This is a genomic window from Gilliamella sp. ESL0250 (assembly GCF_013345045.1).
GTDB lineage: Bacteria > Pseudomonadota > Gammaproteobacteria > Enterobacterales > Orbaceae > Gilliamella > Gilliamella apicola_H.
This window is the reverse complement of the sequence record NZ_JAAEDV010000001.1, coordinates 360,379-383,476: the sequence shown is the minus strand read 5'-3', so window position 1 is coordinate 383,476 and position 23,098 is coordinate 360,379. Positions and strand designations below refer to the sequence as shown.

General features: G+C 35.5%; 22 protein-coding genes, 1 tRNA gene and 2 pseudogenes. 13 read left to right on the top strand and 12 right to left on the bottom strand.

Going from position 1 to position 23,098, the window contains the following annotated elements; translation table 11 throughout:
- Window positions 1–60: 60 nt before the first annotated feature.
- The 6 genes and pseudogenes from GYY69_RS01760 to GYY69_RS12995 all read right to left on the bottom strand — a co-directional run.
- Window positions 61–414: an antiterminator Q family protein gene (locus tag GYY69_RS01760; RefSeq protein WP_174796128.1), complete on the bottom strand. Its 354-nt coding sequence runs from the start codon at window positions 412–414 to the stop codon at window positions 61–63.
- Between the two features lie 2 nt (window positions 415–416).
- Window positions 417–587 (bottom strand): RusA family crossover junction endodeoxyribonuclease, encoded by a 171-nt coding sequence (locus GYY69_RS01755; RefSeq protein ID WP_174796127.1) that lies wholly within the window; start codon window positions 585–587, stop codon window positions 417–419.
- A 654-nt stretch (window positions 588–1,241) separates the two neighbouring features.
- Complete coding sequence (locus tag GYY69_RS01750) at window positions 1,242–1,898, bottom strand: hypothetical protein (protein ID WP_174796126.1); 657 nt, start codon at window positions 1,896–1,898, stop codon at window positions 1,242–1,244.
- A gap of 2 nt (window positions 1,899–1,900) precedes the next feature.
- Window positions 1,901–2,662 (bottom strand): hypothetical protein, encoded by a 762-nt coding sequence (locus GYY69_RS01745; RefSeq protein ID WP_174796125.1) that lies wholly within the window; start codon window positions 2,660–2,662, stop codon window positions 1,901–1,903.
- Window positions 2,659–2,889 (bottom strand): helix-turn-helix domain-containing protein, encoded by a 231-nt coding sequence (locus GYY69_RS01740; protein ID WP_174796124.1) that lies wholly within the window; start codon window positions 2,887–2,889, stop codon window positions 2,659–2,661. The genes GYY69_RS01745 and GYY69_RS01740 overlap by 4 nt, the downstream gene beginning before the upstream one ends.
- Window positions 2,890–2,959: 70 nt before the next feature.
- Window positions 2,960–3,070: pseudogene (locus GYY69_RS12995) on the bottom strand (helix-turn-helix domain-containing protein); the annotation flags it as partial.
- Window positions 3,071–3,212: 142 nt separating this feature from the next.
- On the opposite strand from GYY69_RS12995, the gene GYY69_RS01730 reads away from it, so the two are divergent.
- From GYY69_RS01730 to GYY69_RS01720, 3 genes and pseudogenes are all read left to right on the top strand, one after another.
- Window positions 3,213–3,857 carry a LexA family protein gene (locus GYY69_RS01730; protein ID WP_174796123.1) on the top strand — a complete coding sequence of 215 codons (645 nt, stop codon included), beginning with the start codon at window positions 3,213–3,215 and terminating at the stop codon, window positions 3,855–3,857.
- A 63-nt stretch (window positions 3,858–3,920) separates the two neighbouring features.
- A complete protein-coding gene (locus GYY69_RS01725; RefSeq protein WP_174796158.1) occupies window positions 3,921–4,196 on the top strand; it encodes a DUF4411 family protein in 276 nt (91 codons plus the stop codon).
- Window positions 4,196–4,878 (top strand): annotated as a pseudogene (locus GYY69_RS01720) (site-specific integrase); the annotation flags it as partial. The gene GYY69_RS01725 and the pseudogene GYY69_RS01720, both read left to right, overlap by 1 nt.
- A 16-nt stretch (window positions 4,879–4,894) precedes the next feature.
- Here the strand turns inward: GYY69_RS01720 and GYY69_RS01715 are convergent.
- The 3 genes from GYY69_RS01715 to dusA all read right to left on the bottom strand — a co-directional run bounded on the left by GYY69_RS01715 (window position 4,895) and on the right by dusA (window position 8,329).
- Window positions 4,895–4,971: transfer RNA gene (locus GYY69_RS01715), tRNA-Arg, on the bottom strand.
- Window positions 4,972–5,246: 275 nt separating this feature from the next.
- The gene (gene rep, locus GYY69_RS01710) at window positions 5,247–7,262 is read right to left on the bottom strand and encodes a DNA helicase Rep (protein ID WP_174796122.1); all 2,016 of its coding nucleotides are present in this window, start codon (window positions 7,260–7,262) and stop codon (window positions 5,247–5,249) included.
- A 104-nt stretch (window positions 7,263–7,366) separates the two neighbouring features.
- Window positions 7,367–8,329, bottom strand: coding sequence for a tRNA dihydrouridine(20/20a) synthase DusA (dusA, locus tag GYY69_RS01705; RefSeq protein WP_174796121.1), 963 nt, complete (start codon window positions 8,327–8,329; stop codon window positions 7,367–7,369).
- 749 nt (window positions 8,330–9,078) lie between these two features.
- Here dusA and GYY69_RS01700 point away from each other — a divergent pair.
- Entirely contained in the window at window positions 9,079–9,456 is a 378-nt protein-coding gene (locus GYY69_RS01700) for a DUF5362 family protein (RefSeq protein WP_174796120.1), read from the top strand.
- A 77-nt stretch (window positions 9,457–9,533) separates the two neighbouring features.
- Here the strand turns inward: GYY69_RS01700 and bamE are convergent, their stop codons facing one another.
- Window positions 9,534–9,974 carry an outer membrane protein assembly factor BamE gene (gene bamE, locus GYY69_RS01695; protein WP_174796119.1) on the bottom strand — a complete coding sequence of 147 codons (441 nt, stop codon included), beginning with the start codon at window positions 9,972–9,974 and terminating at the stop codon, window positions 9,534–9,536.
- 206 nt (window positions 9,975–10,180) lie between these two features.
- Here bamE and GYY69_RS01690 point away from each other — a divergent pair, with 206 nt between their 5' ends.
- Window positions 10,181–10,792, top strand: coding sequence for an FKBP-type peptidyl-prolyl cis-trans isomerase (locus GYY69_RS01690; protein WP_174796118.1), 612 nt, complete (start codon window positions 10,181–10,183; stop codon window positions 10,790–10,792).
- A gap of 41 nt (window positions 10,793–10,833) precedes the next feature.
- On the opposite strand, the gene GYY69_RS01685 is transcribed toward GYY69_RS01690, so the two are convergent.
- Entirely contained in the window at window positions 10,834–12,030 is a 1,197-nt protein-coding gene (locus GYY69_RS01685) for an MFS transporter (RefSeq protein ID WP_174796117.1), read from the bottom strand.
- A 134-nt stretch (window positions 12,031–12,164) separates the two neighbouring features.
- Between GYY69_RS01685 and dapB the strand changes: the two genes are divergently transcribed.
- The 5 genes from dapB (at window position 12,165) to tamB (ending at window position 19,700) form a co-directional block, all read left to right on the top strand.
- On the top strand, window positions 12,165–12,986 hold the full coding sequence (gene dapB, locus GYY69_RS01680; protein WP_174796116.1) for a 4-hydroxy-tetrahydrodipicolinate reductase: 822 nt from the start codon (window positions 12,165–12,167) through the stop codon (window positions 12,984–12,986).
- A 7-nt stretch (window positions 12,987–12,993) separates the two neighbouring features.
- Window positions 12,994–13,491, top strand: coding sequence for a tRNA adenosine(34) deaminase TadA (gene tadA / locus GYY69_RS01675; protein ID WP_065639190.1), 498 nt, complete (start codon window positions 12,994–12,996; stop codon window positions 13,489–13,491).
- A gap of 131 nt (window positions 13,492–13,622) precedes the next feature.
- Window positions 13,623–14,162 (top strand): hypoxanthine phosphoribosyltransferase, encoded by a 540-nt coding sequence (hpt, locus tag GYY69_RS01670; protein WP_065639191.1) that lies wholly within the window; start codon window positions 13,623–13,625, stop codon window positions 14,160–14,162.
- A 56-nt stretch (window positions 14,163–14,218) separates the two neighbouring features.
- Window positions 14,219–15,895 carry an autotransporter assembly complex protein TamA gene (gene tamA / locus GYY69_RS01665; RefSeq protein WP_174796157.1) on the top strand — a complete coding sequence of 559 codons (1,677 nt, stop codon included), beginning with the start codon at window positions 14,219–14,221 and terminating at the stop codon, window positions 15,893–15,895.
- A 1-nt stretch (window position 15,896) separates the two neighbouring features.
- Complete coding sequence (tamB, locus tag GYY69_RS01660) at window positions 15,897–19,700, top strand: autotransporter assembly complex protein TamB (protein WP_174796115.1); 3,804 nt, start codon at window positions 15,897–15,899, stop codon at window positions 19,698–19,700.
- Window positions 19,701–19,750: 50 nt separating this feature from the next.
- Here tamB and mnmD read toward each other — a convergent pair whose 3' ends face one another.
- Window positions 19,751–20,464 (bottom strand): tRNA (5-methylaminomethyl-2-thiouridine)(34)-methyltransferase MnmD, encoded by a 714-nt coding sequence (gene mnmD, locus GYY69_RS01655; RefSeq protein WP_174796114.1) that lies wholly within the window; start codon window positions 20,462–20,464, stop codon window positions 19,751–19,753.
- An 88-nt stretch (window positions 20,465–20,552) separates the two neighbouring features.
- Here mnmD and GYY69_RS01650 point away from each other — a divergent pair, with 88 nt between their 5' ends.
- The 3 genes from GYY69_RS01650 to rfaD all read left to right on the top strand — a co-directional run bounded on the left by GYY69_RS01650 (window position 20,553) and on the right by rfaD (window position 23,095).
- On the top strand, window positions 20,553–21,284 hold the full coding sequence (locus GYY69_RS01650; protein WP_174796113.1) for a 1-acylglycerol-3-phosphate O-acyltransferase: 732 nt from the start codon (window positions 20,553–20,555) through the stop codon (window positions 21,282–21,284).
- A gap of 3 nt (window positions 21,285–21,287) precedes the next feature.
- Complete coding sequence (locus GYY69_RS01645) at window positions 21,288–22,067, top strand: methyltransferase domain-containing protein (protein ID WP_174796112.1); 780 nt, start codon at window positions 21,288–21,290, stop codon at window positions 22,065–22,067.
- Between the two features lie 101 nt (window positions 22,068–22,168).
- Window positions 22,169–23,095, top strand: a complete 927-nt coding sequence (gene rfaD / locus GYY69_RS01640; protein ID WP_174796111.1) for an ADP-glyceromanno-heptose 6-epimerase — start codon at window positions 22,169–22,171, stop codon at window positions 23,093–23,095.
- Window positions 23,096–23,098: the final 3 nt, after the last annotated feature.

The following is a 23,098-nucleotide window of genomic DNA, read 5'->3' as shown; positions in this document are numbered from 1 at the left end:
ATATAATTATACATGCGCATTTGCGCAAAGTCCAGTTTTTTTATCTAAAAATTTTGCATTTTATGCAATTTTTTTGAAATGTACGTAAATATTTCCCCTTATAAACATCTCAGCTTGATTTAATAAATTAATAATATCATGTGGACGCTTCCCTATCGCTTTTGCTTGAGCGTTACACGAAACTCCCCGCAAATAATATGCGGTTAAAACAATCCACTGAGAATAATTATCATTTTTTAAAATCAGCACAGCATCATCAACAATTTCTGCCTCATCTTCGGTCAAATACTGACGATAATCAAAATCTATTGGCGCACCATTAAAGCCAGCCGATTTTGAAGGGTATTCTGTTCCCATTCTTTTTAATATACGAGTGTTTTTCCATGCTGTTAAAATTTCTTTAGTTTCTCTCATCATTACTCCAATTTGTTTATAACTAATTCTATTTTTTCACTCTTTACCATTTTTCTGCTTTCGCTATGCAATACATCTATTTGTTCATCGTCTAAAATGACACCGCTATGAATTAATGCATCAAAAACGGCATTATTTATATTATCTAAATTTGGCTTTCTTCTATCTACCATGTAAGATCACCCTTTCAGATAACTTATTATTAGCTTTATTTTGCAATACAATAGCAATAACGATATTTCTAATTTAATGTCATCAGGTTTAATATAACTTTGCTTTCTTGCCGTTCCCCTCAAATAATGATTAACCGTTGGTGAATAAGGAAAAATTAGATAAATCATATTTTAATTTTTCCTCCCTAATCAATATATCTTGAGTTCTCATCACTACGCCAACAGGAGCCAGCTAATCGACGATAAGCTAATACCGTGGTTTCTGGATTATTATTACAGCACGGCAAACTTACTCAACGCCCTCAACTCTATCCTTCTTTAGTTAGCCTAATTATTGTTTCGCCCTAATTTTATTCATATAAAACTTACCACAAGAGCCTTTTACTCCACTGTTACCATTGATAAGAGGTCTATTGCAAACAAATAAGTCTAAATCAACGTTATATAAACACTCTCCACCACATTCTGGGCATTTAAAATCAGTTTTAATTAGTTTGTGTTTCTTCTGCATCATTTCACCTTTGATAATTGTTCTTTATACTGTTCTGCTAATTGTTGCTTAATCTTTACTGTATTCTCACCACACTGTATTCTCGTTCTAACATCCTCATACAACATATTTTTGAATATGTGATGCGACCTTGTGGGCTGTGATTAGCTCGCTGTAACACAGACTCTACCTGTTTTTAACATCTGTTTAATACTAGCAATATGCATCATGCTGTTATTTGATGCTCCCTGCTTGATTTTACATTCAAGCATTGCAAACGAATTCTCTGGTTTCGGCAGATAATAATTAGCTCGATCTTGCGTTAACAACCCTGTAAAAACAGCATGATTTATAGCGTCAGTACGTTTTTCTTTATCACTACCTAGCGAAACAAACACTTCAATGGTACGTCCATACATCATTGATTCATCAACCATTCGCTCATATGCATTAATAAATGTCCGCCTTGCTCCAATTTTGTCGCCATTTCGGTAGACAATCTCAGCTTGTGCCCACGCTTTTGCTATTTCATTAGTCCAAACAACCGTATTGTTTTCATTGCTAGCAAGTATTGCAATCGACCACGCTTCATCTGATGACAGATGATTATTCGAACCATCCATTAGCTTGATTAAATCCGCAGGCTTCGGCATAAATTGACTTTTACGCACCCATACATTAGCAGCTCTTCGTAACGACTCGATGGGATATTGCCCTACCGTTGACCAATAAATATTAACTTTGGTAGTGCTTGCTTGCTGTCCATAGAGGTCAAGTAATCCCCCAATAACAGCTAAAAATTCATCTGTGATCTTCGCCATTACTAACTCCTCATGCTCTCAAGCACTTGCCTATTTCGCTCAGCAAGGCTCGTAAAATTGGATTTATTACTAGATGGATTATATCTTTGATATTTCCCAGCATTGCGTAACCAATTATTAAATGCGGCATCCCAATCAATGTATTTTTTCCCACTAGCCAAACAATAATCGTTGAACTTCACAAATTCATTATCCAAATCGATATTTTCATTTTGCGCAATATAACGATGATGACTGTTAGGTTTAAAACCATCAGGCAATTGGCGTGCTCGTTTTGGCTTTTTAGGTTTATCCTCAATAATATTTGTAGTATTCTCTGTAGTACTCTTTGTAGTAATCTCTTGATATAACGACCTTAATTTTGTAGTCGTCTCGACATCTACATTGTAGAGATCGGGGCAACTACTTTTCATTTGTCGTGATGATTGAGTTATAGAGTTGGCGAAATCGCTTAAAACTTGATTAACTTTTTCATTGTCAATCTTGTAAAAAGTTTTATGTTCTAACCTCTTTTCTGTAACAATTAAAACACCTTTTTCGCATAGTTTTTTTATTGCAGTTCGTTGCTCGTTATGTGTTAAGCCTGTTTCATCTTCAAGTTCATCCCGAGTTTTATACACACCTAAATCAGACGTAGACTTATCTTGCCAATAAAATAATTGTGAGAATAAAACAGCAGAACTAACACCACCTAAAGGTTTTGCTAATTTTGGATAGTATGCATTCGGACGCCCTATTAGTTTTAGTTTTTCAACTGCGTTCAATTGATTATCCTCATAGAATATTCAGCATATTTCTTACCGTTTTCTGCTTTTGTCATTCGGCTATCAATGTTATATCCGCTCTGTTTTAAATCATAAATACGCGCACCCAGTCTAAAGCAACCATATTCATTCAATGCTTGTAATGGATTAATGGTTTTACCACTTTGCAAATGCCGTAAAATGTTTTCGCATTGGCTCTGCGTGCGTTCATTGTTTAATGTACTCATGCGCACCTCAAATTAACTTCATTTCCGTAATATAGCCATTCAGCAGAACAGTTCAAAGCTTCAGCTATTTCTACGATATTCCTTGGTTTTCTATATTCCCAGATTCTAAATCGCTAATTGACTGTTGTTTTATGCCGACCAAATTAGCTAAAAAAGATTGGTTTATATTTTGCTCAATTCTTTTTTGTTTAACTCGTTACCCCATTGTCATATTTGCCCTTATTAAACATCAACAGTTATAACTGTATTAAATAACAGTTTATACTGTTTGTCAATTACAGATTTATCTGTATTATTTTTTTAACACAATGGAGACTTTTAAAATGAATAATCTTGGTCAACGAATCCGAACCAGACGAGAAGAATTAAATTTAACGCAGGAACAAGTAGCTTCGCAAGTTGGAATAAAACAACAATCTTATCAAGCGATTGAAAGTGGAGATGTAAAAAAACCTCGCTATTTATATGAAATATCTGTTGCTCTTAAATGTGATATGGCATGGCTCTTAAGCGGGAAAGAGAAAGAAGTAAAAAATATAGAATCCATAAATCTAAAGGCTCGCCAAGTGCCTTTAATTAGTTTTGTTCAAGCTGGAGTCTGGACAGAATCTTGCGAATTAAGAGATTCAACAGGATTTGAATACATTATGACATCATTGGAATTATCAGATAAAGCGTTTGCACTAAAAATAAAAGGCGATTCAATGGAGCCAGAATTTAAAGAGGGCGATGTTGTCATTATTGATCCTGCGATTAAACCAATACCCGGTGAATTTGTGGTCGCTATGAACGGTGAATCAGAAGCCACTTTTAAAAAATACCGAGAGTTGGGATATGATGAGCATGAAAGAATGCAATTTGAGCTTATCCCTCTTAATCCCGATTACACAACAATGAGCACATTAAACCAACAAATAAGAATTGTTGGCACAATGGTTGAACATAGGATATTTAGACGTAAAAGATAATTGTTCTAAATAAAATATAGCTAACCGCTTTGGGATTTTTTATAAAAATTATATAACAAAAAAATTGTCTATAGCATAAATGCCGTTAAAAAAGAGCTTTTATTTAAAAATAATGAAATAAGTGACTGGATAAAAAATACAGTTCCAGATTCATTTATTGAAGATGAGATGTCTTCAATAAATTGTTACGGAATATTAATGAACTGGACTCAAAACCAGAAAATAAAGGAAAAAGCAAAAACTGACTTTGCTAATCTGGATAAAGCTGATGCATTCTTAATTGCTCACGCAATGAAAAACAACTATGTAATAGTAACAGATGAGTACCAGCTGCAATAAACAAATATCGTAAAACGATATTGGGAGCGCTTAGTCTAGATCATAAAAACAACTGGATCAGCTCTATGCCGTATGTTGGAAAACAAAAAGAGCCAAATGTTAGGGTTAGATGGATCACAAAACAGCAAGCTCAAACATTGCTGAACAAGATATCAATTAATTGGTTGAGAGACGTTTGTTTATTTGCATTATTAACAGGTGCAAGGCGAACTGAAATTTTATCTATGACATGGGATAAGATAGATTTTCAAAACAAAATAGCAATAGTAAGTAATGATATTGCAAAAAACGGTAAGGCAAGAGCATTATTATTAAATAATGAAGCTATTGAGCTTTTAAAAAACAGAAGACTTATCAATAGCAAGTATATTTTTGTAAGTGCAAATAATAACCCATTAAAAGATATTGATCGACGAGCTTTTAATCATGCTACGAAAATTTGCAATATTGATGATTTCCATTTTCACGATCTACGCCACACACGGGCGAGCTGGCACGTTCAAAGCGGAACACCTCTTTTTACACTGCAAGAATGGGGTGATTGGGAAACGTTGGAGATGGTAAAAAATACGCGCATTTAAACGTTGAGCATTTAAGCCATTTTTCAAATGCAGTCACAATTTGGTCACAAAATAAAAATAAAGGCAATCAATCTTTGACCTTAGCAGTTGTAACTAATTGATCTTCTTATATTTTAATGGCGTCCCCTACAGGATTCGAACCTGTGACCTACGGCTTAGAAGGCCGTTGCTCTATCCAGCTGAGCTAAGGAGACTTAGATAGGAATTATCGATTAGGGAAGTATTATATAAAGCTATTTTAATCCGTCAATGATTTTTAATGGTTTATTGCATTAGATTGATAAAATATCATCAATTTTGTTTTTTATTAGTTTGATATTGTTAATGAATTTAAACCTTATCATTAATTTAATTATCAACTCGATATGTATACCATTTTTTAATAACTTTTATCTTATTATTTATTAATAGTGTTATGTTTTAATAATTCGATTCTATTTTTTACGCTATTGCTGAGCTTTTTGGGCGGCTATTTAGCCTTGGCAATTTGCGCTTTTAGCATGGCTAGGCGGCTTTGTCCTTGTTGCATTTTTTTTTCGGGAGATAGTTCGTTACGTTGATCTTGCCAGACTAAGTCGTCTTGTGGCAGTTCTAATAAGAATCGACTTGGTTCAACTTGCATTGTTTCGCCAAATTGTTTACGTTGTCGGCTAAATGAAAATGTGAGCTCTTGTTGGGCTCGAGTGATGCCTACATAGGCTAGGCGGCGCTCTTCTTCAATATTGTCTTCATCAATACTGTTTTGATGTGGTAATAGTCCTTCGGACATGCCAACTAAATAGACGTAAGGAAACTCTAGCCCTTTTGAGGCATGTAGTGTCATAAGCTGAACTTGATCAAGCTCTTCTTCGGCTTCGTTACGTTCTAGCATGTCTCGTAAGGTGAATCTGGCAACAGCTTGTTCAAGTGTCATGGCTTCATCAATGTCATCGCCTTTTAACATGTCATTTAACCAGCTAACTAGCTGTTCGACATTGCGCATACGCATTTGCCCTGATGCAGGGGATGTGGATGTTTCATAAATCCAGCTTTCATAATTGATACCATGCAGCAGTTCATAAATCACGTCCATCGGTTCATGGTGCGATTTTTGAATAAGCGTATCAAACCAATGGATAAATACCTGTAACGATTCCATACGCTTACCAGAAAGCAGTTGTGTCAATCCCATATCATGACTTGCTTGATATAGGCTGACACCGCGGTGATTTGCCCACTCCCCTAGTTTTTGGATGGTTGCTGGGCCGATTTCTCGTTTGGGGGTATTGATAATGCGAATAAACGCATTATCATCATCAGTGTTAGTTAATAACCGCAAATACGCCATTAAGTCTTTAATTTCAACTCGCGCAAAAAACGATGTTCCGCCGGAGATTCGATAGGGTATGCGATATTGCATTAACATCTTTTCAATTAGCCGAGCCTGATGATTACCGCGATATAAAATAGCATATTGACCATATTGACCGTTATTCGCAAAGCGGTGACCAATAAGATCATTAATGACTTTTTCGGCTTCGTGCTCTTCACTATCAGCAGAAATGACTTTTAATGTTTCGCCATAACCTAATTCTGAAAACAGTTTTTTTTCAAAGATGTGTGGATTATTTTCGATTAAAATATTCGCCACTTTTAAAATTCGACCCGATGATCGATAATTTTGTTCTAGTTTGATGACTTCTAATGTTGGAAAATCTTGTTTAAGTAATACTAAATTTTGTGGCCTTGCACCTCGCCATGAGTAAATAGATTGGTCATCATCACCAACGACGGTAAATTTGGCTCGGTTGCCAACTAGTAATTTGATAAATTCGTATTGGCTAGTGTTGGTATCTTGATATTCGTCAACTAGCAAGTAACGAACTTTGTTTTGCCACTTTTCGCGGACTTGTTCGTTGTTTTTTAATAATAGCGTAGGTAGTAAGATGAGATCATCAAAATCTAAAATACTACACGCTTTTAGTTGTTTTTCGTAAAGTTGATAGCAGTGTGCAAAGAGCTTTTCTTTGTTAGTTTGTGCCCTTGCCATGGCAGTGGTTGAGTCGATAATGTCGTTTTTCCAATTTGATATAGTGGCACGTAGTTGGTTGATAAGATCTTTGTCATTATCTAACCATTGTTGTGTGAGCTCTTTTAATAATGCTGTTTGGTCGTGATCGTCAAATAATGAAAAGTTCGACTTAATACCAAGGTGTTTATATTCTTTGCGAACGATATCTAATCCTAAGGTATGGAATGTCGATATTTTTAGCCCTCTGGCTTCTTGTTTGCTAAGCGATTGGGCTATGCGTTCTTTCATTTCGCGTGCTGCTTTATTGGTGAAAGTGACGGCAATAATATGGCGTGGCAAATATTCTTTAACACGAATTAGATAAGCAATTTTGTTGATGATAACCCGAGTCTTTCCCGAACCTGCGCCCGCCAATACAAGGCAAGGTCCTGAAACATATTCAACGGCTTTTTGTTGACTTGAATTTAAACGCACAGAATAAAACCATTAAGAAAATTGTCGACTAGTATATAACGATATACTAGCTATGTGCAATTAGCGCCATTATAAAGCGAATATGATTGCTTTTTTATAGAATATTATTCGATGAATGTTAAAGCCTGTTCCACTACCTCGACCCCAGCCCCTTTTTTATGGGCATTCTCACTAAGATAACGTCGCCATTGCCTTGCCCCTTTACGTCCATTAAATATACCTAAAGTATGGCGCATAATATGGTTAAGTTGTGCACCTTGCATTAGCTGCTGTTCGATATAAGGGTAAAGTTCACGAATGGCAGATAGAGGGTCGATGACGGAAGTATTTGTGCCAAAAATTTGCGTATCAATTTCAGTAAGTAATAGTGGGTTTTGATATGCTTCTCGTCCTATCATCACGCCATCAACATACTGTAAGTGGTATTTTATTTCCTCAATCGTTTTAACACCGCCATTAATGGCTATCGTTAAATCGGGATAATCTTGTTTGAGTTTATAAACACGTTCATAGTCAAGCGGAGGGACTTCCCGATTTTCCTTTGGACTTAATCCCGATAACCACGCTTTGCGCGCATGTACAATAAATGTTTGGGTATAAGGCATAACCTTTTCAATAAATTGACACAAAAAAGCATAGCTATCTAAATCATCAATACCAATTCGGGTTTTTACTGTGACTGGGATATCCACCTGATCTTGCATTTGTGCAACACAGTCTGCAACTAAATCGGCTTTTCCCATTAAACAAGCACCAAACATACCATTTTGTACGCGATCGGATGGACAACCTACATTTAAATTTATTTCATCATAACCACGTTCTTGTGCTAATTTTGCACATTGTGCTAATGCTTTAGGATCGCTACCACCTAGTTGCAAGCTAACTGGATGCTCTTCATGATTGAAAGCTAAATAATCACCTTTTCCAAATAAAATCGCGCCTGTGGTCACCATCTCGGTATAGATCAATGCTTGTTTGGTTAAAATTCGATGAAAATAACGGCAATGCTTATCGGTCCAATCAAGCATAGGGGCAACGGAAAATTTATTTTTTGTTGAATTCATTGATACACCAATGTTTATAAATATTTTTATTGATTATCTTATAAGATTATTTTTGCCTATTTTGATATATTTTTCATTATCAGGTTCGCACGCCGATGGGACGAATAATTTAAGGCTATTAATTTATGGCTTATTATATCATAGATAAACATGTCCGTGCAGACGGAACACCTCGCTATCGCTGCACCGTTGAAATAAAAAAGCCAAGATCATTTATCGTGAGTCAAAGGTATTTAACGAGCAACAAATAGTAAAAACATGGGCGACAAACCAATTATCGAAAATAGAGCAATTCGAGACATTATTAAAAACAATATGCTATGTAAATTTTCATCAATAGTGATATTGCAAGTATGAAATCGGGGGGCTTTATTCCTTTTTTAAATTTTCCCTTTTCTTTACTTATATTATTACTTGTTTCAACAGCAATACAGCGACTGTCGTCAAATATGCAATCCGGCCTGGTTTTTACATTTTAGTGTAATTTTATTTTGAAATATAAAAACAATTTAGTTGTTTTATAAAATAAAAGCTTTTATTGGAATATTTTAGTTTATGCTAGTATTGCTCAGGATTTCAATAAGCACCCAAAAACCCTTTTAATAAAAGGTCTTTACGTCCTATCGATTATAGGAACAATAGAAAAACGATTTGAACTAGAACCAGTATGCGAAAAACACCTAGACATTGATTAAAAAGCTGTTATTCTATCCGCGCTCTTTAATAGAGCAATAATATAAGGAATCAAAATGAATACAAATCAAACAAATACAATTACTTTTCAAACAACTGAATTATTAAAGAAACATATGCGATTTATTGCGACTATGCAACAAATTTTTGGTGTTATTTTTATAATTGCGGGCTCTTTTACCTGTCTAGGAATAATCTCTGCGATTATAGGCATTCCACAAATTATTGCTGGCGTCAAACTTTTCAAATCGGGAAGCGCATTTAGCTTAGCTGCAAGTCTTCAAAAAGAAGACGATATAATTGCTGCTATTGAAAATCTATATGGCTATTGGAAATATTTTCTAATTACATTTATCGCTTCAGTTATATTTCTTATATTATACATTGCAATTATTATCACAATTTTTTCTTCCTTAGCAAATGGCTATTATTAACAATTAAAATTGTAATTTTTTATGTATAAATAGTATAAATCAAAAAACCTCGTTTTTAAGCGAGGTTTTTGTTTTGATTAAGATTCAGAATCAGAATCAGAATCAGAATCAAAATTATTATCTTCAGACTTAGTATCAATTGGGTCTGATATACCTTGTTTATTCATTTCTTCTAATGACTTAGATCCTGCTAACTCTGAATTTTTGATATCCTTTACAATGCCCATTTCATCAAAATATACAGCATAAGTTCTTTGGCTAACAGCATCATGCTGCGGTTGTTGACGAAAAACATAATACCAAACGTTATCACCAAAAACAGAAGTTAACATTGGCGATCCCATAATAAATACAACCTGTTCTTTACTTTGACCAACTTGTAATAGCTCAATGGCATCTTGTGTCACATAATTACCTTGGTTGATATCAGGTCTATATACCCAACGCTCAACAACCGAACAACCAGTTAATAAAACACTCGTTACAATTGCAAAGGCGGTAAATTTACGAAACAGCATCTAACTTTATCCATTAAAAAAATAATAGGCTATATTATCGCTGATATTTTGCCTGAGTGCTAGCCAAATTGATAAATTCTTTAACAATTAGCTAATAACCAAGTTATCGTCAAGCAATGATATCAATTATCACTTGACTTTTATCCTTGTATCCACCAATTTAATATAGTCAGAATAGACGTTTTTTTAAACAATTAAGGTACAAAATGAAACTAGAAACAATAGATCAAAAAGCAAGTTATGCTATTGGATTACAAATTGGGCAACAATTGAAAGAATCAGGCTTAAATAATTTAGAACTTAATGCGTTAAAACAAGCAATGGAAGATGTTTTAGCCGGTAATCCGCCTGCACTACCTTTGCAAGAACTACATGATGCACTACGTCATGTACACGAACAAGCAACAAAAGAAAAAGCCAAACAAGCAGAAAAAATTGCTCAAGCAGGTAAAGATTTTCTTGCTAAAAACCTTGATAAAGATGGCATTAAATCGACTGAATCTGGTTTACAGTATGAAATCATCCAACAAGGTGATGGCGCTTTACCTAAAGCAACAGATCGTGTCCAAGTCCATTATACAGGTCAATTGATTGATGGTACTGTATTTGATAGCTCAGTAGAGCGTGGACAACCAGCTGAGTTCCCTGTCAATGGCGTAATTCAAGGCTGGGTTGAAGCGCTACAACTGATGCCTGAAGGTTCAAAATGGCGTTTATATATTCCTCAAGAGTTAGGTTATGGTGCTCAAGGTGCTGGTGCATCAATTCCACCATACAGTGCATTAATTTTTGATGTTGAATTATTAAAAGTTTTGTAAGCAAGAATGGACGCGACTTGGCGTCCATTTGTTTTAAGCTATTATCGTTTGGGAAGAAGATAGGCGCTAAATGCCGCTAGTAACAATAAAATACTTGCCGTACCAAACGCAACTAGATGAGTGTGTAAGTGATCGTAAGCCCATCCACCTAACCATGAACCAATCATCGCACCAATTTGATGCCCCAAATAGGTTAATCCAGAAAGTAATCCCACAATTTTTACACCATAAATATCTGCTGTAATAGCTCCAGACATTGACAAAGCGCCAGCCCAAACCAAACCACCCACTGCTGCAATAGTAAAAAGCTGCCATTTAGTTGATGCTAAAACAAGAGCAATAAAACCTAAGCCTCGTATTAAATAAACCATCATCAAAATGTTTTTTCGTTGTACTATATCAGATAGATAACCCAAAACTAAGGTACTAAAAATAGCGACTAAACCAATTAAACCAATACCATTAGAACTGGTGATAGGATCAAATCCATGATCGATAAGCATTGGGACACCATGTGTCCCTAATAAATTCATACTGAAGCCACAGGTAAAAAGCCCAAAACTCAGTTGCCAAAATGGACGTGTTTTTAGCACATCTATAAGTTTGATATTAGGCTCTATTTTTTGATTGATAACAGGCTCTATACTAGAATTTTCGATCTCAGATTGATTATCTTTCATAATAAACAAAGCAATAGGTAAGGCGATAATCATAAAAATCACAGCAAACGAAATTAGCGTTGTTTGCCATCCATAAATAGGAATGAAGAATGCAAAAACAGGTAACATCACCGCAATACCTGCCATACTTCCTGTTGATAAAATAAATAAGGCCAATCCTCTGCGTTTAATAAACCAACGCGCTACAATGGGCGTAAAACTAACTGACCCCACAAAAGAAGTACCAAAAGATAATGCAATACCGAAAGATAGTAAAAAGCTCCAATAATCAGTTGAGTTAGCTGACCAAACTGTCGAGAGAATAATAATGATCGTGCCTAATACTAGGACAAAACGAGTGCTATATTTACCCACTAAATATCCGGCTATTGGCATTGCGATACCTGAAAAAAGCATACCTATAGCAATAATTCCAGAAAGGACGCTACGGCTAAAACCGAGATCATTTGCAATGGGAAGAAAAAAGACCCCCATACTCATTCTCAACCCACTGGAAAGTAAAGTAAGAAAAGAAGCTGCAATAACGATGTTCCAACCAAAATACCACGGAGATCGCATAATAACTCCCGATTATTTTTTATAGAAAACGGATCAAAAATTGTAGCATTAAAGTTTAGCTTATGTGTATAAGTTCTTTATTTTCCGTTATAATATTTATTTATCTACATTCACAAAAAGTTAAGGAAAGTTATATGTCAACAAACATGATTCGTATCGCGATCACTGGCGCTGGTGGCAAAATGGGACGGCAACTTATCCAAGCTGTTTCGCAAATCGAAGGGGTTACCTTAGGTGCAGCATTTGAACGAGATGGTTCATCATTAATTGGCAGTGATGCTGGTGAACTTGCTGGGATCGGTACTTGTGGTATTACAGTCACCGATAATCTAGAACAAGCTAAAGACCAATTTGACGTATTAATCGATTTTACTAGACCTGAAGGCACCCTTGCACACTTAGCTTTTTGTGTTGAGAATAAAAAAATGATAATCATTGGCACAACTGGTTTTGATGAGGTAGGCAAACAAGCTATTGCTGATGCAGCTAAAAACATTGCTATTGTTTTTGCCGCAAATTTCAGTGTCGGTGTTAACTTAGTGCTAAAATTATTGGAAAAAGCCACCAAAATTATGGGCTATTATACTGATATCGAAATTATTGAAGCGCATCACCGTCACAAGGTTGATGCGCCGTCTGGTACAGCATTAGCCATGGGTGAAGCAATTGCAGAGGCTCTTGATTGTAACTTAAAAGATCGTGCTGTTTACTGTCGCGAAGGTCATACAGGTGAAAGGCCACAAGGCGCTATCGGCTTTGCAACTATCAGGGCCGGTGACATAGTAGGAGAACATACTGCTATCTTTGCCGATATTGGCGAACGTGTTGAAATTAGTCATAAAGCATCTAGCCGTATGACATTCGCTAATGGAGCTGTAAGAGCTTCACTCTGGCTTGCCAAACAACCCGTTGGTTTATACGACATGCGTGATGTTCTAAATCTCAATAATTTGTAATTTGAAAATGTCAGATGAAATTTGGATGCGCCGTGCATTAATGCTTGCTAATCGTGCCGAATCGATAGGAGAAATCCCGGTCGGTGCGGTGATTGTTGATGAAAATAATCAAATTATTGGTGAAGGTTTTAATCAATCCATTAGTAAGCATAATCCCACTGCTCACGCTGAAATAATAGCTATTGAACAAGCGGGTAAATTTTTGAATAACTATCGCATAATTAATACAACTTTATATGTCACTCTTGAACCTTGTATTATGTGTGCTGGCGCCATTATTCATAGCCGTATTAAACGTGTAGTATATGGTGCAAGTGATTACAAAACTGGCGCGGCAGGTTCTTTTATCGATATTCTTGCTCAGCAAGGTATAAACCATTATGCAGAAATTAAAGGCGGAGTACTAGCTAACGAATGTAGCGCTATTTTAAGTGAGTTTTTTAAAAAACGACGTTTACACAAAAAAATGATTAAAAATAGTTGTCAAAAAGTTTCAGGTAACTAGGTGTTTGAGTATAAAATATTAAAATCCATTCGCATGTTAGTTTAATAAAAAATGAGTTCGCTTATTCTTTTTATCAAGGAATATTGCTAGAATCTCATTTAATTTTTTAAAAGTTAATTTGAGTATTATTAATGAGAAAACACAAATTAGACATGATGATATCTACTGATGATATCCAAAAGCGCGTAATCGAATTAGGTCAACAAATAAGTCAAGACTATAAAGATAGCCAAAATGAACTTATTTTAGTTGGCCTTTTGCGTGGTTCTTTCATTTTTATGGCCGATTTGAGCAGGGCAATTACGGTCGGACACGAAGTTGATTTTATGACAGCATCAAGCTATGGTAATGCTATTATTAGTAACCGTGATGTTAAAATATTAAAAGACTTAGACGAAGATATCCGTGATAAAGATGTATTGATTATCGAAGATATTATAGATACGGGAAATACACTCAGCAAAGTTATGGCTATTTTAAAATTGCGACATCCACGTAGTATTGAAATTTGTACACTACTAGATAAACCTTCACGGCGTGAAGTAAACGTTCCTGTTAAATATATCGGATTTTCCATTCCTGACGAGTTTGTTGTGGGTTATGGTATTGACTATGCTCAACACTACCGTCACTTACCCTATATTGGTCATGTCACTTTACTTGAATCTTAATATTATACGAGGTGTATGTGTCGCGATTTTCCTGTTCATTAGGTTTACTTTTAGCGATGGTAGCTACAGCAAGTTATGCTGATATGAAATTATCCATTAAGGGATTAACAGGAGAACTTGCTGATAATGTGGAGGCGCGTACTTCATTAATTACACCAGACAAAGTTAGTGATACCCCAAATTTTAAGCGTTATTTTGAAAGTGAAGCCCAAAAAGCACTACGCGCTTTAGGTTACTACTCCCCTACTTTTGAATATAACGCACAAAACCCTAAAGTGCTTGTTGTTAGTATATCGCCTGGCGAACCCGTATTAGTTGAGCAGCTCAATGTCAATATTACTGGGGACGGACAAAAAGATCCCGATTTTGAATATTTGCTAAAAAATAATTTACCCAAAATTGGCGATGTGTTAAATCATGGTATTTACGAATCATTTAAGAAAAGTCTGCAAAATTTATCATTAAAAAAAGGTTACTTTGATGCAAATATGCCTAAACATCAGTTAGCTGTCTTAATGTCTAAGCATCAAGCCTTCTGGAATATTGATTATACGACAGGTAGACGCTATCGATTGGGTAAAGTTACTTTTCATAATGCCAAAATCCGTGATGATTATTTAGCTAATATTGTGCCATTTAAAGAAGGTGAGGAATATACAGCCGAGCAGTTGTCATCATTAAATAGACGCCTTACCTCAACAAATTGGTTTAATTCGGTGGTGGTTGTCCCGGATTTTCCTCATTTAACAGAAGATAAAGTACTTCCCATCGATATAGAAACTTCACCCCGTAAAAAAAATAATATGGATTTAGGATTAGGCTTTTCAACTGATAACGGTGTGCACGGTAAAATTGGTTGGAATAAACCTTGGATCAATAGCCGAGGACAAAGTTTTCAAAGTAACTTATCGCTATCTTCACCAGAACAACTGGTCACTATGAGTTACAAAATCCCGTTAAAAAAATCGCCTTTAGAGCAATATTACACTATCCAAGGTGGTTATAAAAAGATTGATAACAATGATACCTATTCGCGATCTTATACGTTCGGAGCTTTACGCAACTGGGATAATTTTTATGGATGGCAAACAGCATTAGGTTTCAATGTGTTACAAGATGATTTTACCCAAGGTGATGCAAGTTTTAAAACATTTTTGTATTATCCTTCGCTTAGCTTATCAAGAATCCGTTCCGATGGTGAATTATTAGCGATGTGGGGCGATTCGCAGCGTTACTCTGTTGAAGCAGCTGGAAAGGAATTAGGTTCAGATATTAATTTTGTACGCTTTCAAGCACAGCAAACTTGGATTCGATCACTAAAAAAATCGCACCGATTTATAGTCCGCGGTAATTTTGGCATTATACAAGCAAACAATTTTGACCGAGTTCCACCTTCATTCAGATTTTTTGCCGGTGGTGAACGCAGTATTCGAGGTTACAGTTATCAATCTATTTCACCTAAGGATAAAAAAGACAAGTTAAAAGGTGCCTCTAAACTCATTACCGGTTCGCTTGAATATCAATATAATTTATCTGGATCATGGTGGGGAGCTGCGTTTGTAGATACAGGCGAAGCTATAGACAAAGTTGATAAAACCAAATTTTATACTGGGACAGGATTGGGTATCCGTTGGGCATCACCTGTTGGACCAATAAAAATTGATTTAGCAACACCGCTCAACAAAGACACTGGTTCTATTCACCTATACATTGGCCTAGGAAGCGAATTATAATATGACAACAAATTCTGTTAGAATAAAAAAAATTAAAAACCTGAAACGGATATATAAATGGAAAAAGCGAAGCGTTGCCATTTTATCTGTTTTCGTTTTTCTAATTGCCTTTGTTATTCTATTTATATACACAAGTATAGGGGTCAGACTAACCACTTATGTTTTAAATAAATTTTTACCTGAGTTAAAGATAACACAAGTTGAGGGAACCTTCCATAATCTGCATATTCAAGGTCTTTCGCTACAATTACCAGGTGTTAATGTTCAAGTCAATGATGCCTCACTTTCACTTACTGGACTTTGTTTATTAAAAACCAAAATCTGTATCAATCAATTTAATGCCAATGGTGTAAATGTTTCAATTAATACCGAACAAATAGATAGTTCACCTAGCGAAGAGCCCAGCACAGAAATACGTTTTGAACTTAAAACACCGTTACCTATAGATCTTAAAAATACCCACCTAACAAAGATAAAAGTCACCGTTGATGATATGCAATTTGGTATGTCAGACTTTACTGGTAAAGCAACGTGGGTTAATAATCAAATTTATGTTTATCCGGCTGTAGCAACAGATTTAAGCGCTATTTTTGCGGATAATAAAATAACCAATGCACCCGTTAAAGCAACAGTTGAAGATATCTCGCTTAATGAAAAAATCAGCCAACTTTTTAATCAACCACTGATTGACTCATTACCTCAAGTTAATATTCCATTAAATATTAATGTGACAAGTTTAACTGGTAATAACTGGTTATTACATATGGGGGGGCAAGATTATCGATTCAATAACGTTGTCATTCAAACTAATATCGTTAATAGTCGTATCATTGTAAAACAAGTCGATACAGATGCTACCACCCCTTACGCAAGCGGACATGCTTCGGTTTCGGGCGAAATCACATTATATGACGATTGGCCAGTACTAGCGTTAGTGAAAGCAAGTACCGAACAAAACCAATTTGATGCACAGTTTTCAGGAAAATTGCTGGGTGAGTTGTTAGTCAATACAACCATGAACGGTTCAAATCAGATGAAACTAAGTGGACACATCAATTTTATTGAAAAATACCTACCTATCATGACCCAATTCGAAGGTAAGCATATTCAATGGCCAATGGAAGGGCAAGCGCAATATGAATTAAATGATTTTGATGCATCAATAAATGGTAACGTGCAGCAGTATCAAATGTCAGCTAAAGGTCATATAAAAGGAGAACAATTAGCCAATACTATGTTTGATATTGCTGGTACAGGCACCAATCAAGGTGCAATAATCGACCATGGCATAATTAAATTACCTCAAGGTGAAATTAATATAGCAGGAACTGCAAATTGGCAACAAGCCCTGCAATGGGATACCGACATAAAACTCAATAACGTTGATATCACCAAAGAATTACCAAATTATCCAATTCGATTAAACGGACAATTGAAAACAACCGGCTCGCTAGAGAGAGACAAATGGGCATTTAATTTGTCCAATTTACAGTTAAAAGGTAATATCAAACATGCCGATTTTTCGACATCAGGTAATCTATTTGTTAACTCTGAAAATAAAGCCACTGCAGATGATTTTGCGATTAAATGGGGGAAAAATCAGCTCAATTTAAATGGCTCAAGTGAAAGAGGCAGCTTACTTGCGAAGTTAAATTTCGAATCACTATCGCTATTGATTGAGGGCATGCAAGGATCAATTGCGGGCAATATTAAACTCAATGGCGCTGCTAGCAATACCACTATTGATACCAATTTGTTGGTTAACTCACTTTCTTTTGACACGATCAAAGTTGCTAAAGCCAATCTTGTTGGCAAAGTTGAATATAAAAATCAAGTCAGTGGTAACATCAAACTAACCGGTCAATCAATAGAATTGCCAAGCAAAACCATCAAAAAAGCAACTATTGATCTATCTGGCAGTGAAAGGCAGCATACTTTAACCGTTAATATTGATGGTGAGCCAGCATCATTAAAGACCTCACTAACTGGACAGCTTGATAAAGCACGCACAAAATGGAGTGCAACCATTCCACATGCCCTACTTAATTTAGGCAAGAACAATAATTGGCAACTCGCTAAATCTATGGATTTAGCTTATGATGTGAATAATCAAATTCCAACCATTAATTCCCATTGCTGGATAAATGGAAAATCAACTATTTGCCTTGATAAACAATTTTCGCTAACTAAAAACAGCGATACGAGTATTACTTTAAAAGAAATTAATCTATCTAAACTACCGATACCTAATGATGGTGAAACCAAACTTACTGGTAATGTAAATGGTAAAGTCATCATCCAATTTAAAAATGACACTGAAATACCATCAATAAAAGCAAATATAACCAGTCATGATGTTTATATTCAACAAATGGTGACCTCGCAGTCGTTGCCACTTCCTTTCGATCTTTTTAAGATTGATGCAGAATTTAATGAACAACAAGCTAAATTAGATTGGATTTTTGGCCTAAATAAACTAGGAAAAATTAGCGGGAATATCGTTATAACAGATCCAATTAATCAAAAAGCATTAAGTGGCCAATTAAATATCGATCATTTGGCGTTAGCAATTATTAATCCGTTATTAGATAGCAAAGATTATGCCAAAGGAGCCATTAATGGTAAGGTTAAATTTTCTGGATCACTCAATGACCCATTGCTTACAGGTAACATTAACTTACAAAATAGTGAAATAAAATCAAGCCAATTACCAATTGATGTAAAATCAGCTAAGTTTGATGTCAATTTCACGGGTAAATCATCTACTTTAAAAGGTATTTTAGCTACACAAGCTGGCAATGTTAATATTAATGGTAATGCCAGCTGGAACACTTTTGATAAATGGCAAGCCTCGTTAACGGTTAATGGCGCTGCCATGGAAGTGTCTGTGCCACCAATGATTGCTATGACCATCGTTCCCGATATTAAAATCAGTGCAACACAAGATGAACTAGCATTATTAGGTAAAGTGAGCATTCCAAAAGGTAAAATAACGGTTGAATCACTTCCATCATCGAGTATTGATGTATCACCAGATGAAGTAATGCTCGATATAAATCGAAAAGAAATTAATCCACAAAAATTTGGTATGAAAATCTTTAGCCATCTTGAAATTGCTATTGGTGATCAAGTTATGGTCGATGCTTTTGGATTAAAAGCCTCACTTAAAGGCAACTTGATTGCGGCACAAACCAATAAGGGGCTTGATCTGCATGGCGAGGTTTTGATTCCGACAGGCCGATTCCATGCTTATGGACAGGATTTGGTTATCCACAAAGGCATAATTACATTTTCAGGCTCGACAGATCAAGCCATGCTTGACATTGAAGCAATCCGTAATCCTGAATCTATGGATAATAGTAATATCATGGCGGGAATTCGGGTTACAGGATCCTTGGAATCGCCTAAAATTGAAGTGTTTTCAGATCCGGCCATGTCACAGCAAGAAGCCCTTTCCTACTTAATTCGGGGTCAAGGACTTGATAGTGCGGAACAAAGTGACAGTGACATGATGACCGCATTACTCGTTGGTATTGGCACAGCAAAAACCGGTAAATATATTGGCGATATCGGTAATGCATTTGGTATCAAAAATCTAACACTTGATACGCAAGGTGCAGGTAATAACTCTAAAGTTGTGGTGAGTGGTTACATATTACCTAACTTACAACTCAAGTATGGCGTAGGCATATTTGATTCACTGGCCACTTTTACTTTGCGTTACCGCCTAATGCCTAGTCTCTATTTAGATGCTACATCAAGCTTAGCACAAACATTAGATCTGATTTATCAATTTGATTTTTAAACCAAATAAAACTTATCCATCGTTTTACCTTGCCAATTACCTTGGCAAGGTTACACATCTTTATACCCAATTAACATTTCGCGTTTTACCCCAAATCCTTTGCGTTTGTGCACTTTGAATCCAGCATTCAGCAAATTTCGTCGCACAAATCCAGCCGCAGTAAACGTGGCAAAAGAACCATTTGTTGCCGTCAATGCATAACAATCTTTAAATAATGGTTCTGACCACATATCAGGATTTTTAGCTGGAGAAAATCCATCAAAAAACCAAGCATCAATCAATACATTTTGCTTCGCTAAAAAATCAGAAAAATAGCGAATATCATCATAACATATTGTTAAACTAACGTTTTCAAACCGGCAAGTAGAATCAATCAAACTAGCCTGAAGTTGTTTTGCTAACGAAAATAACATTTCATTTTTATAAATCACATTATCATGCACCTTTATAAGTTCATCTAATGATAATGGATACTTTTCGACACTGAAAAAAGCAAGATGTTTAAGTATATGATGCGGATGCTGACTCCTAAAATTTAAAAACGTTTGCCATAAAATCAAAAAACTTAGTCCCGAACCAAAACCTGTTTCGCCAACAATAAATGTATTTTGCTTATGCTCTAAAAAACGCTGAGTTAAATCATTACCTTCAATAAATACGTACCTTGTTTCGTCAATAGCGCCTTCGGTATTAAAATACACATCATCAAAATGAACAGAAACAGGCATCTGATTTTCATTCCAAATAATCGTCGATTTATGCATAAATTTCCCTTTAACAACAGTATTTAACAAACTGTATATTAGTTTAGATTATGTATATAATACGTGAAGTTAACTTATGAGGTAAATTATGGTATTTCTCTTTCGCTTAATTAGTGTTGTTATTATTGGTATTGTCATTTGCGTGTTAGGCACTCTATTTTGCTTATTCAATCCAAGAAATCCTAAAAATGTGGCAAGATTTGCACATTTATTTAGTTTTTTCTTTAAACCAATATTCGGTGTGAAAGTTGATACTCGCCTCTCCCCTGATATTAGAAAAATGGGTAGCTGCGTCTATATTGCCAATCACCAAGATAACTATGATGTCGTTGTAGCAGGTGATGTGGTACAGCCTAAAACAGTCACGGTCGGTAAAAAAAGTCTGGCTTGGATTCCATTTTTTGGGCAACTTTATTACCTTACCGGCAATATTCTTATTGATCGTAATAATAAATCAAAAGCTCGCGATACAATTGAACAAGTTGTCAATGAAATCAAAAAACGTGGCATATCTATTTGGATGTTTCCAGAAGGTACTCGTAGCCGTGGACGTGGATTGTTACCGTTTAAAACAGGCGCATTTAAAGCCGCAATTGCAGCTGGTGTACCCATTGTGCCAATTTGTGTATCACAAACCAATGATATCAAGCTTAATCGTCTAAATAATGGGTATATTATTATTGAAATGCTAGATCCTATCGAAACAAAAGATCTGGGCAAAGAAGATGCCAGATCCTTAATGGAACAGTGCTATAGCCAGATGGCAGCTAAAATAGCACAAATAAATGATGAAGCAAAACAGTTAAACAATCAAAAATAACTCATGAATAAACAAGATCGTAATTTTGATGACATCAGCAATAAATTTGCACAAAATATTTATGGCACAACCAAAGGCAAAATTCGCGAAGCGGTAGTATGGAAAGAACTAGAAAAAATTTTATCAACTTATCCAACCAATAAGCCACTAACCATACTTGATGCCGGCGGTGGGCAAGGCCAAATCGCCTGCAGACTTGCCAAGCTTGGACATCAAGTAACACTCTGTGATATTTCTGAACAAATGCTGGCAGTGGCAAAACAAAAAGCTCAAGCAGAAAAGGTAAATATAAATTGTCTTTGCTGCCCTATTCAACAGCTCGATAACTTAATTAGCCAACAGTTTGATTTAGTCATTTGTCATGCAGTTTTAGAATGGATAGCTGAGCCAATTGAATTAATAACATCATTAAAAAAACATCTAAACCCTGAGGGTTATTTATCGTTAATGTTTTATAACTATCATGCGCTTTTATTTAAAACCGTTACATTAGGCAATTTTGGTTACACGCAATCGGGTTTAGCTAAACGCAAAAAAAAGACACTTTCTCCTGATTTTCCAAGAGTTCCAACAGACGTATATCACTGGCTGACACAGTTAGATTTTACTATCTTACAAAAAACAGGGATTCGCATTTTTCATGATTATCTTACCAATAACTCCAAGGCCGAAACTCACTTTGAGCAGTTATTAGAACTTGAACAAAAGTATTGCCAAATTGAACCTTATCTTAATTTAGCAAGATATATATTAGTTACCGCAAAAAATAAAATAAACTCATAAATAAACCCGTACTCACCATGCATTTTTAAATGATTACTCGAAAATTTTGCCATAAATCGGTATGATAAGCAGATTAATTTTATTGGTTAAGGAAAATAAGCATGATTGTTGTAACTGGCGGTGCTGGATTTATTGGTAGTAATATTGTGAAAGGTCTAAATGATCTAGGACATAAAGACATTTTAGTTGTTGATGATTTAACCGACGGCACTAAATTTGCCAATTTGGCTGATCTAGATATTGCCGATTATATGGATAAAGACGAGTTTATCGCAGCTATTATTAGTCATGAAGATCTCGATATTGATGTTGTTTTTCACCAAGGTGCTTGTTCATCAACCACTGAATGGGATGGTAAATTTATGATGGAAAACAACTATGACTATTCAAAAGACTTACTGCATTACTGTTTAAACTTCAACATTCCATTTTTATATGCATCATCTGCCGCAACTTATGGTGGACGCAGTGATAACTTTATTGAAGATCGCGCTTACGAAAAACCTTTAAATGTTTATGGATATTCTAAGTTCTTATTCGACCTATACGTAAGACAACTATTACCCCAAGCTAATTCACCAGTTTGCGGATTCCGTTATTTTAATGTCTATGGACCTCGCGAATCGCACAAAGGTAGCATGGCAAGTGTTGCATTTCATTTAAATGAACAGATTAACAAAGGTGAAAAACCAAAACTCTTTGCTGGTAGTGAGAATTTTAAACGTGACTTTATTTATGTTGGTGATGTCGTTGCGGTCAATTTATGGTTCTGGAAAAACAAAATCTCGGGCATTTATAACTGTGGAACAGGTCGAGCAGAATCATTTCAAGCTGTTGCTGATGCGGTACTTAACTATCATAAAAAAGGCGAAATTGATTATATTCCTTTCCCTGAGCATCTAAAAGGGCGTTACCAAAGCTATACTCAAGCTGATATGACTAAATTTAGACAAACAACATGTCCAATCGAATTTAAAACTGTTGCTGAAGGAACTGCGGAATATATGAAATGGCTCAATGAACAATAAAGG

Excerpts from the sequence above, each read along its gene's own strand:
- GYY69_RS01760 (WP_174796128.1), bottom strand. The coding sequence starts at position 414 with ATGAGAGAAACTAAAGAAATTTTAACAGCATGGAAAAACACTCGTATA.
- GYY69_RS01755 (WP_174796127.1), bottom strand. The coding sequence starts at position 587 with ATGGTAGATAGAAGAAAGCCAAATTTAGATAATATAAATAATGCCGTT.
- GYY69_RS01750 (WP_174796126.1), bottom strand. The coding sequence starts at position 1,898 with ATGGCGAAGATCACAGATGAATTTTTAGCTGTTATTGGGGGATTACTT.
- GYY69_RS01740 (WP_174796124.1), bottom strand. The coding sequence starts at position 2,889 with ATGAGTACATTAAACAATGAACGCACGCAGAGCCAATGCGAAAACATT.
- GYY69_RS01730 (WP_174796123.1), top strand. The coding sequence starts at position 3,213 with ATGAATAATCTTGGTCAACGAATCCGAACCAGACGAGAAGAATTAAAT.
- dusA (WP_174796121.1), bottom strand. The coding sequence starts at position 8,329 with ATGAATTCAACAAAAAATAAATTTTCCGTTGCCCCTATGCTTGATTGG.
- GYY69_RS01700 (WP_174796120.1), top strand. The coding sequence starts at position 9,079 with ATGAATACAAATCAAACAAATACAATTACTTTTCAAACAACTGAATTA.
- bamE (WP_174796119.1), bottom strand. The coding sequence starts at position 9,974 with ATGCTGTTTCGTAAATTTACCGCCTTTGCAATTGTAACGAGTGTTTTA.
- GYY69_RS01690 (WP_174796118.1), top strand. The coding sequence starts at position 10,181 with ATGAAACTAGAAACAATAGATCAAAAAGCAAGTTATGCTATTGGATTA.
- GYY69_RS01685 (WP_174796117.1), bottom strand. The coding sequence starts at position 12,030 with ATGCGATCTCCGTGGTATTTTGGTTGGAACATCGTTATTGCAGCTTCT.
- dapB (WP_174796116.1), top strand. The coding sequence starts at position 12,165 with ATGTCAACAAACATGATTCGTATCGCGATCACTGGCGCTGGTGGCAAA.
- tadA (WP_065639190.1), top strand. The coding sequence starts at position 12,994 with ATGTCAGATGAAATTTGGATGCGCCGTGCATTAATGCTTGCTAATCGT.
- hpt (WP_065639191.1), top strand. The coding sequence starts at position 13,623 with ATGAGAAAACACAAATTAGACATGATGATATCTACTGATGATATCCAA.
- tamA (WP_174796157.1), top strand. The coding sequence starts at position 14,219 with ATGGTAGCTACAGCAAGTTATGCTGATATGAAATTATCCATTAAGGGA.
- tamB (WP_174796115.1), top strand. The coding sequence starts at position 15,897 with ATGACAACAAATTCTGTTAGAATAAAAAAAATTAAAAACCTGAAACGG.
- mnmD (WP_174796114.1), bottom strand. The coding sequence starts at position 20,464 with ATGCATAAATCGACGATTATTTGGAATGAAAATCAGATGCCTGTTTCT.
- GYY69_RS01650 (WP_174796113.1), top strand. The coding sequence starts at position 20,553 with ATGGTATTTCTCTTTCGCTTAATTAGTGTTGTTATTATTGGTATTGTC.
- GYY69_RS01645 (WP_174796112.1), top strand. The coding sequence starts at position 21,288 with ATGAATAAACAAGATCGTAATTTTGATGACATCAGCAATAAATTTGCA.
- rfaD (WP_174796111.1), top strand. The coding sequence starts at position 22,169 with ATGATTGTTGTAACTGGCGGTGCTGGATTTATTGGTAGTAATATTGTG.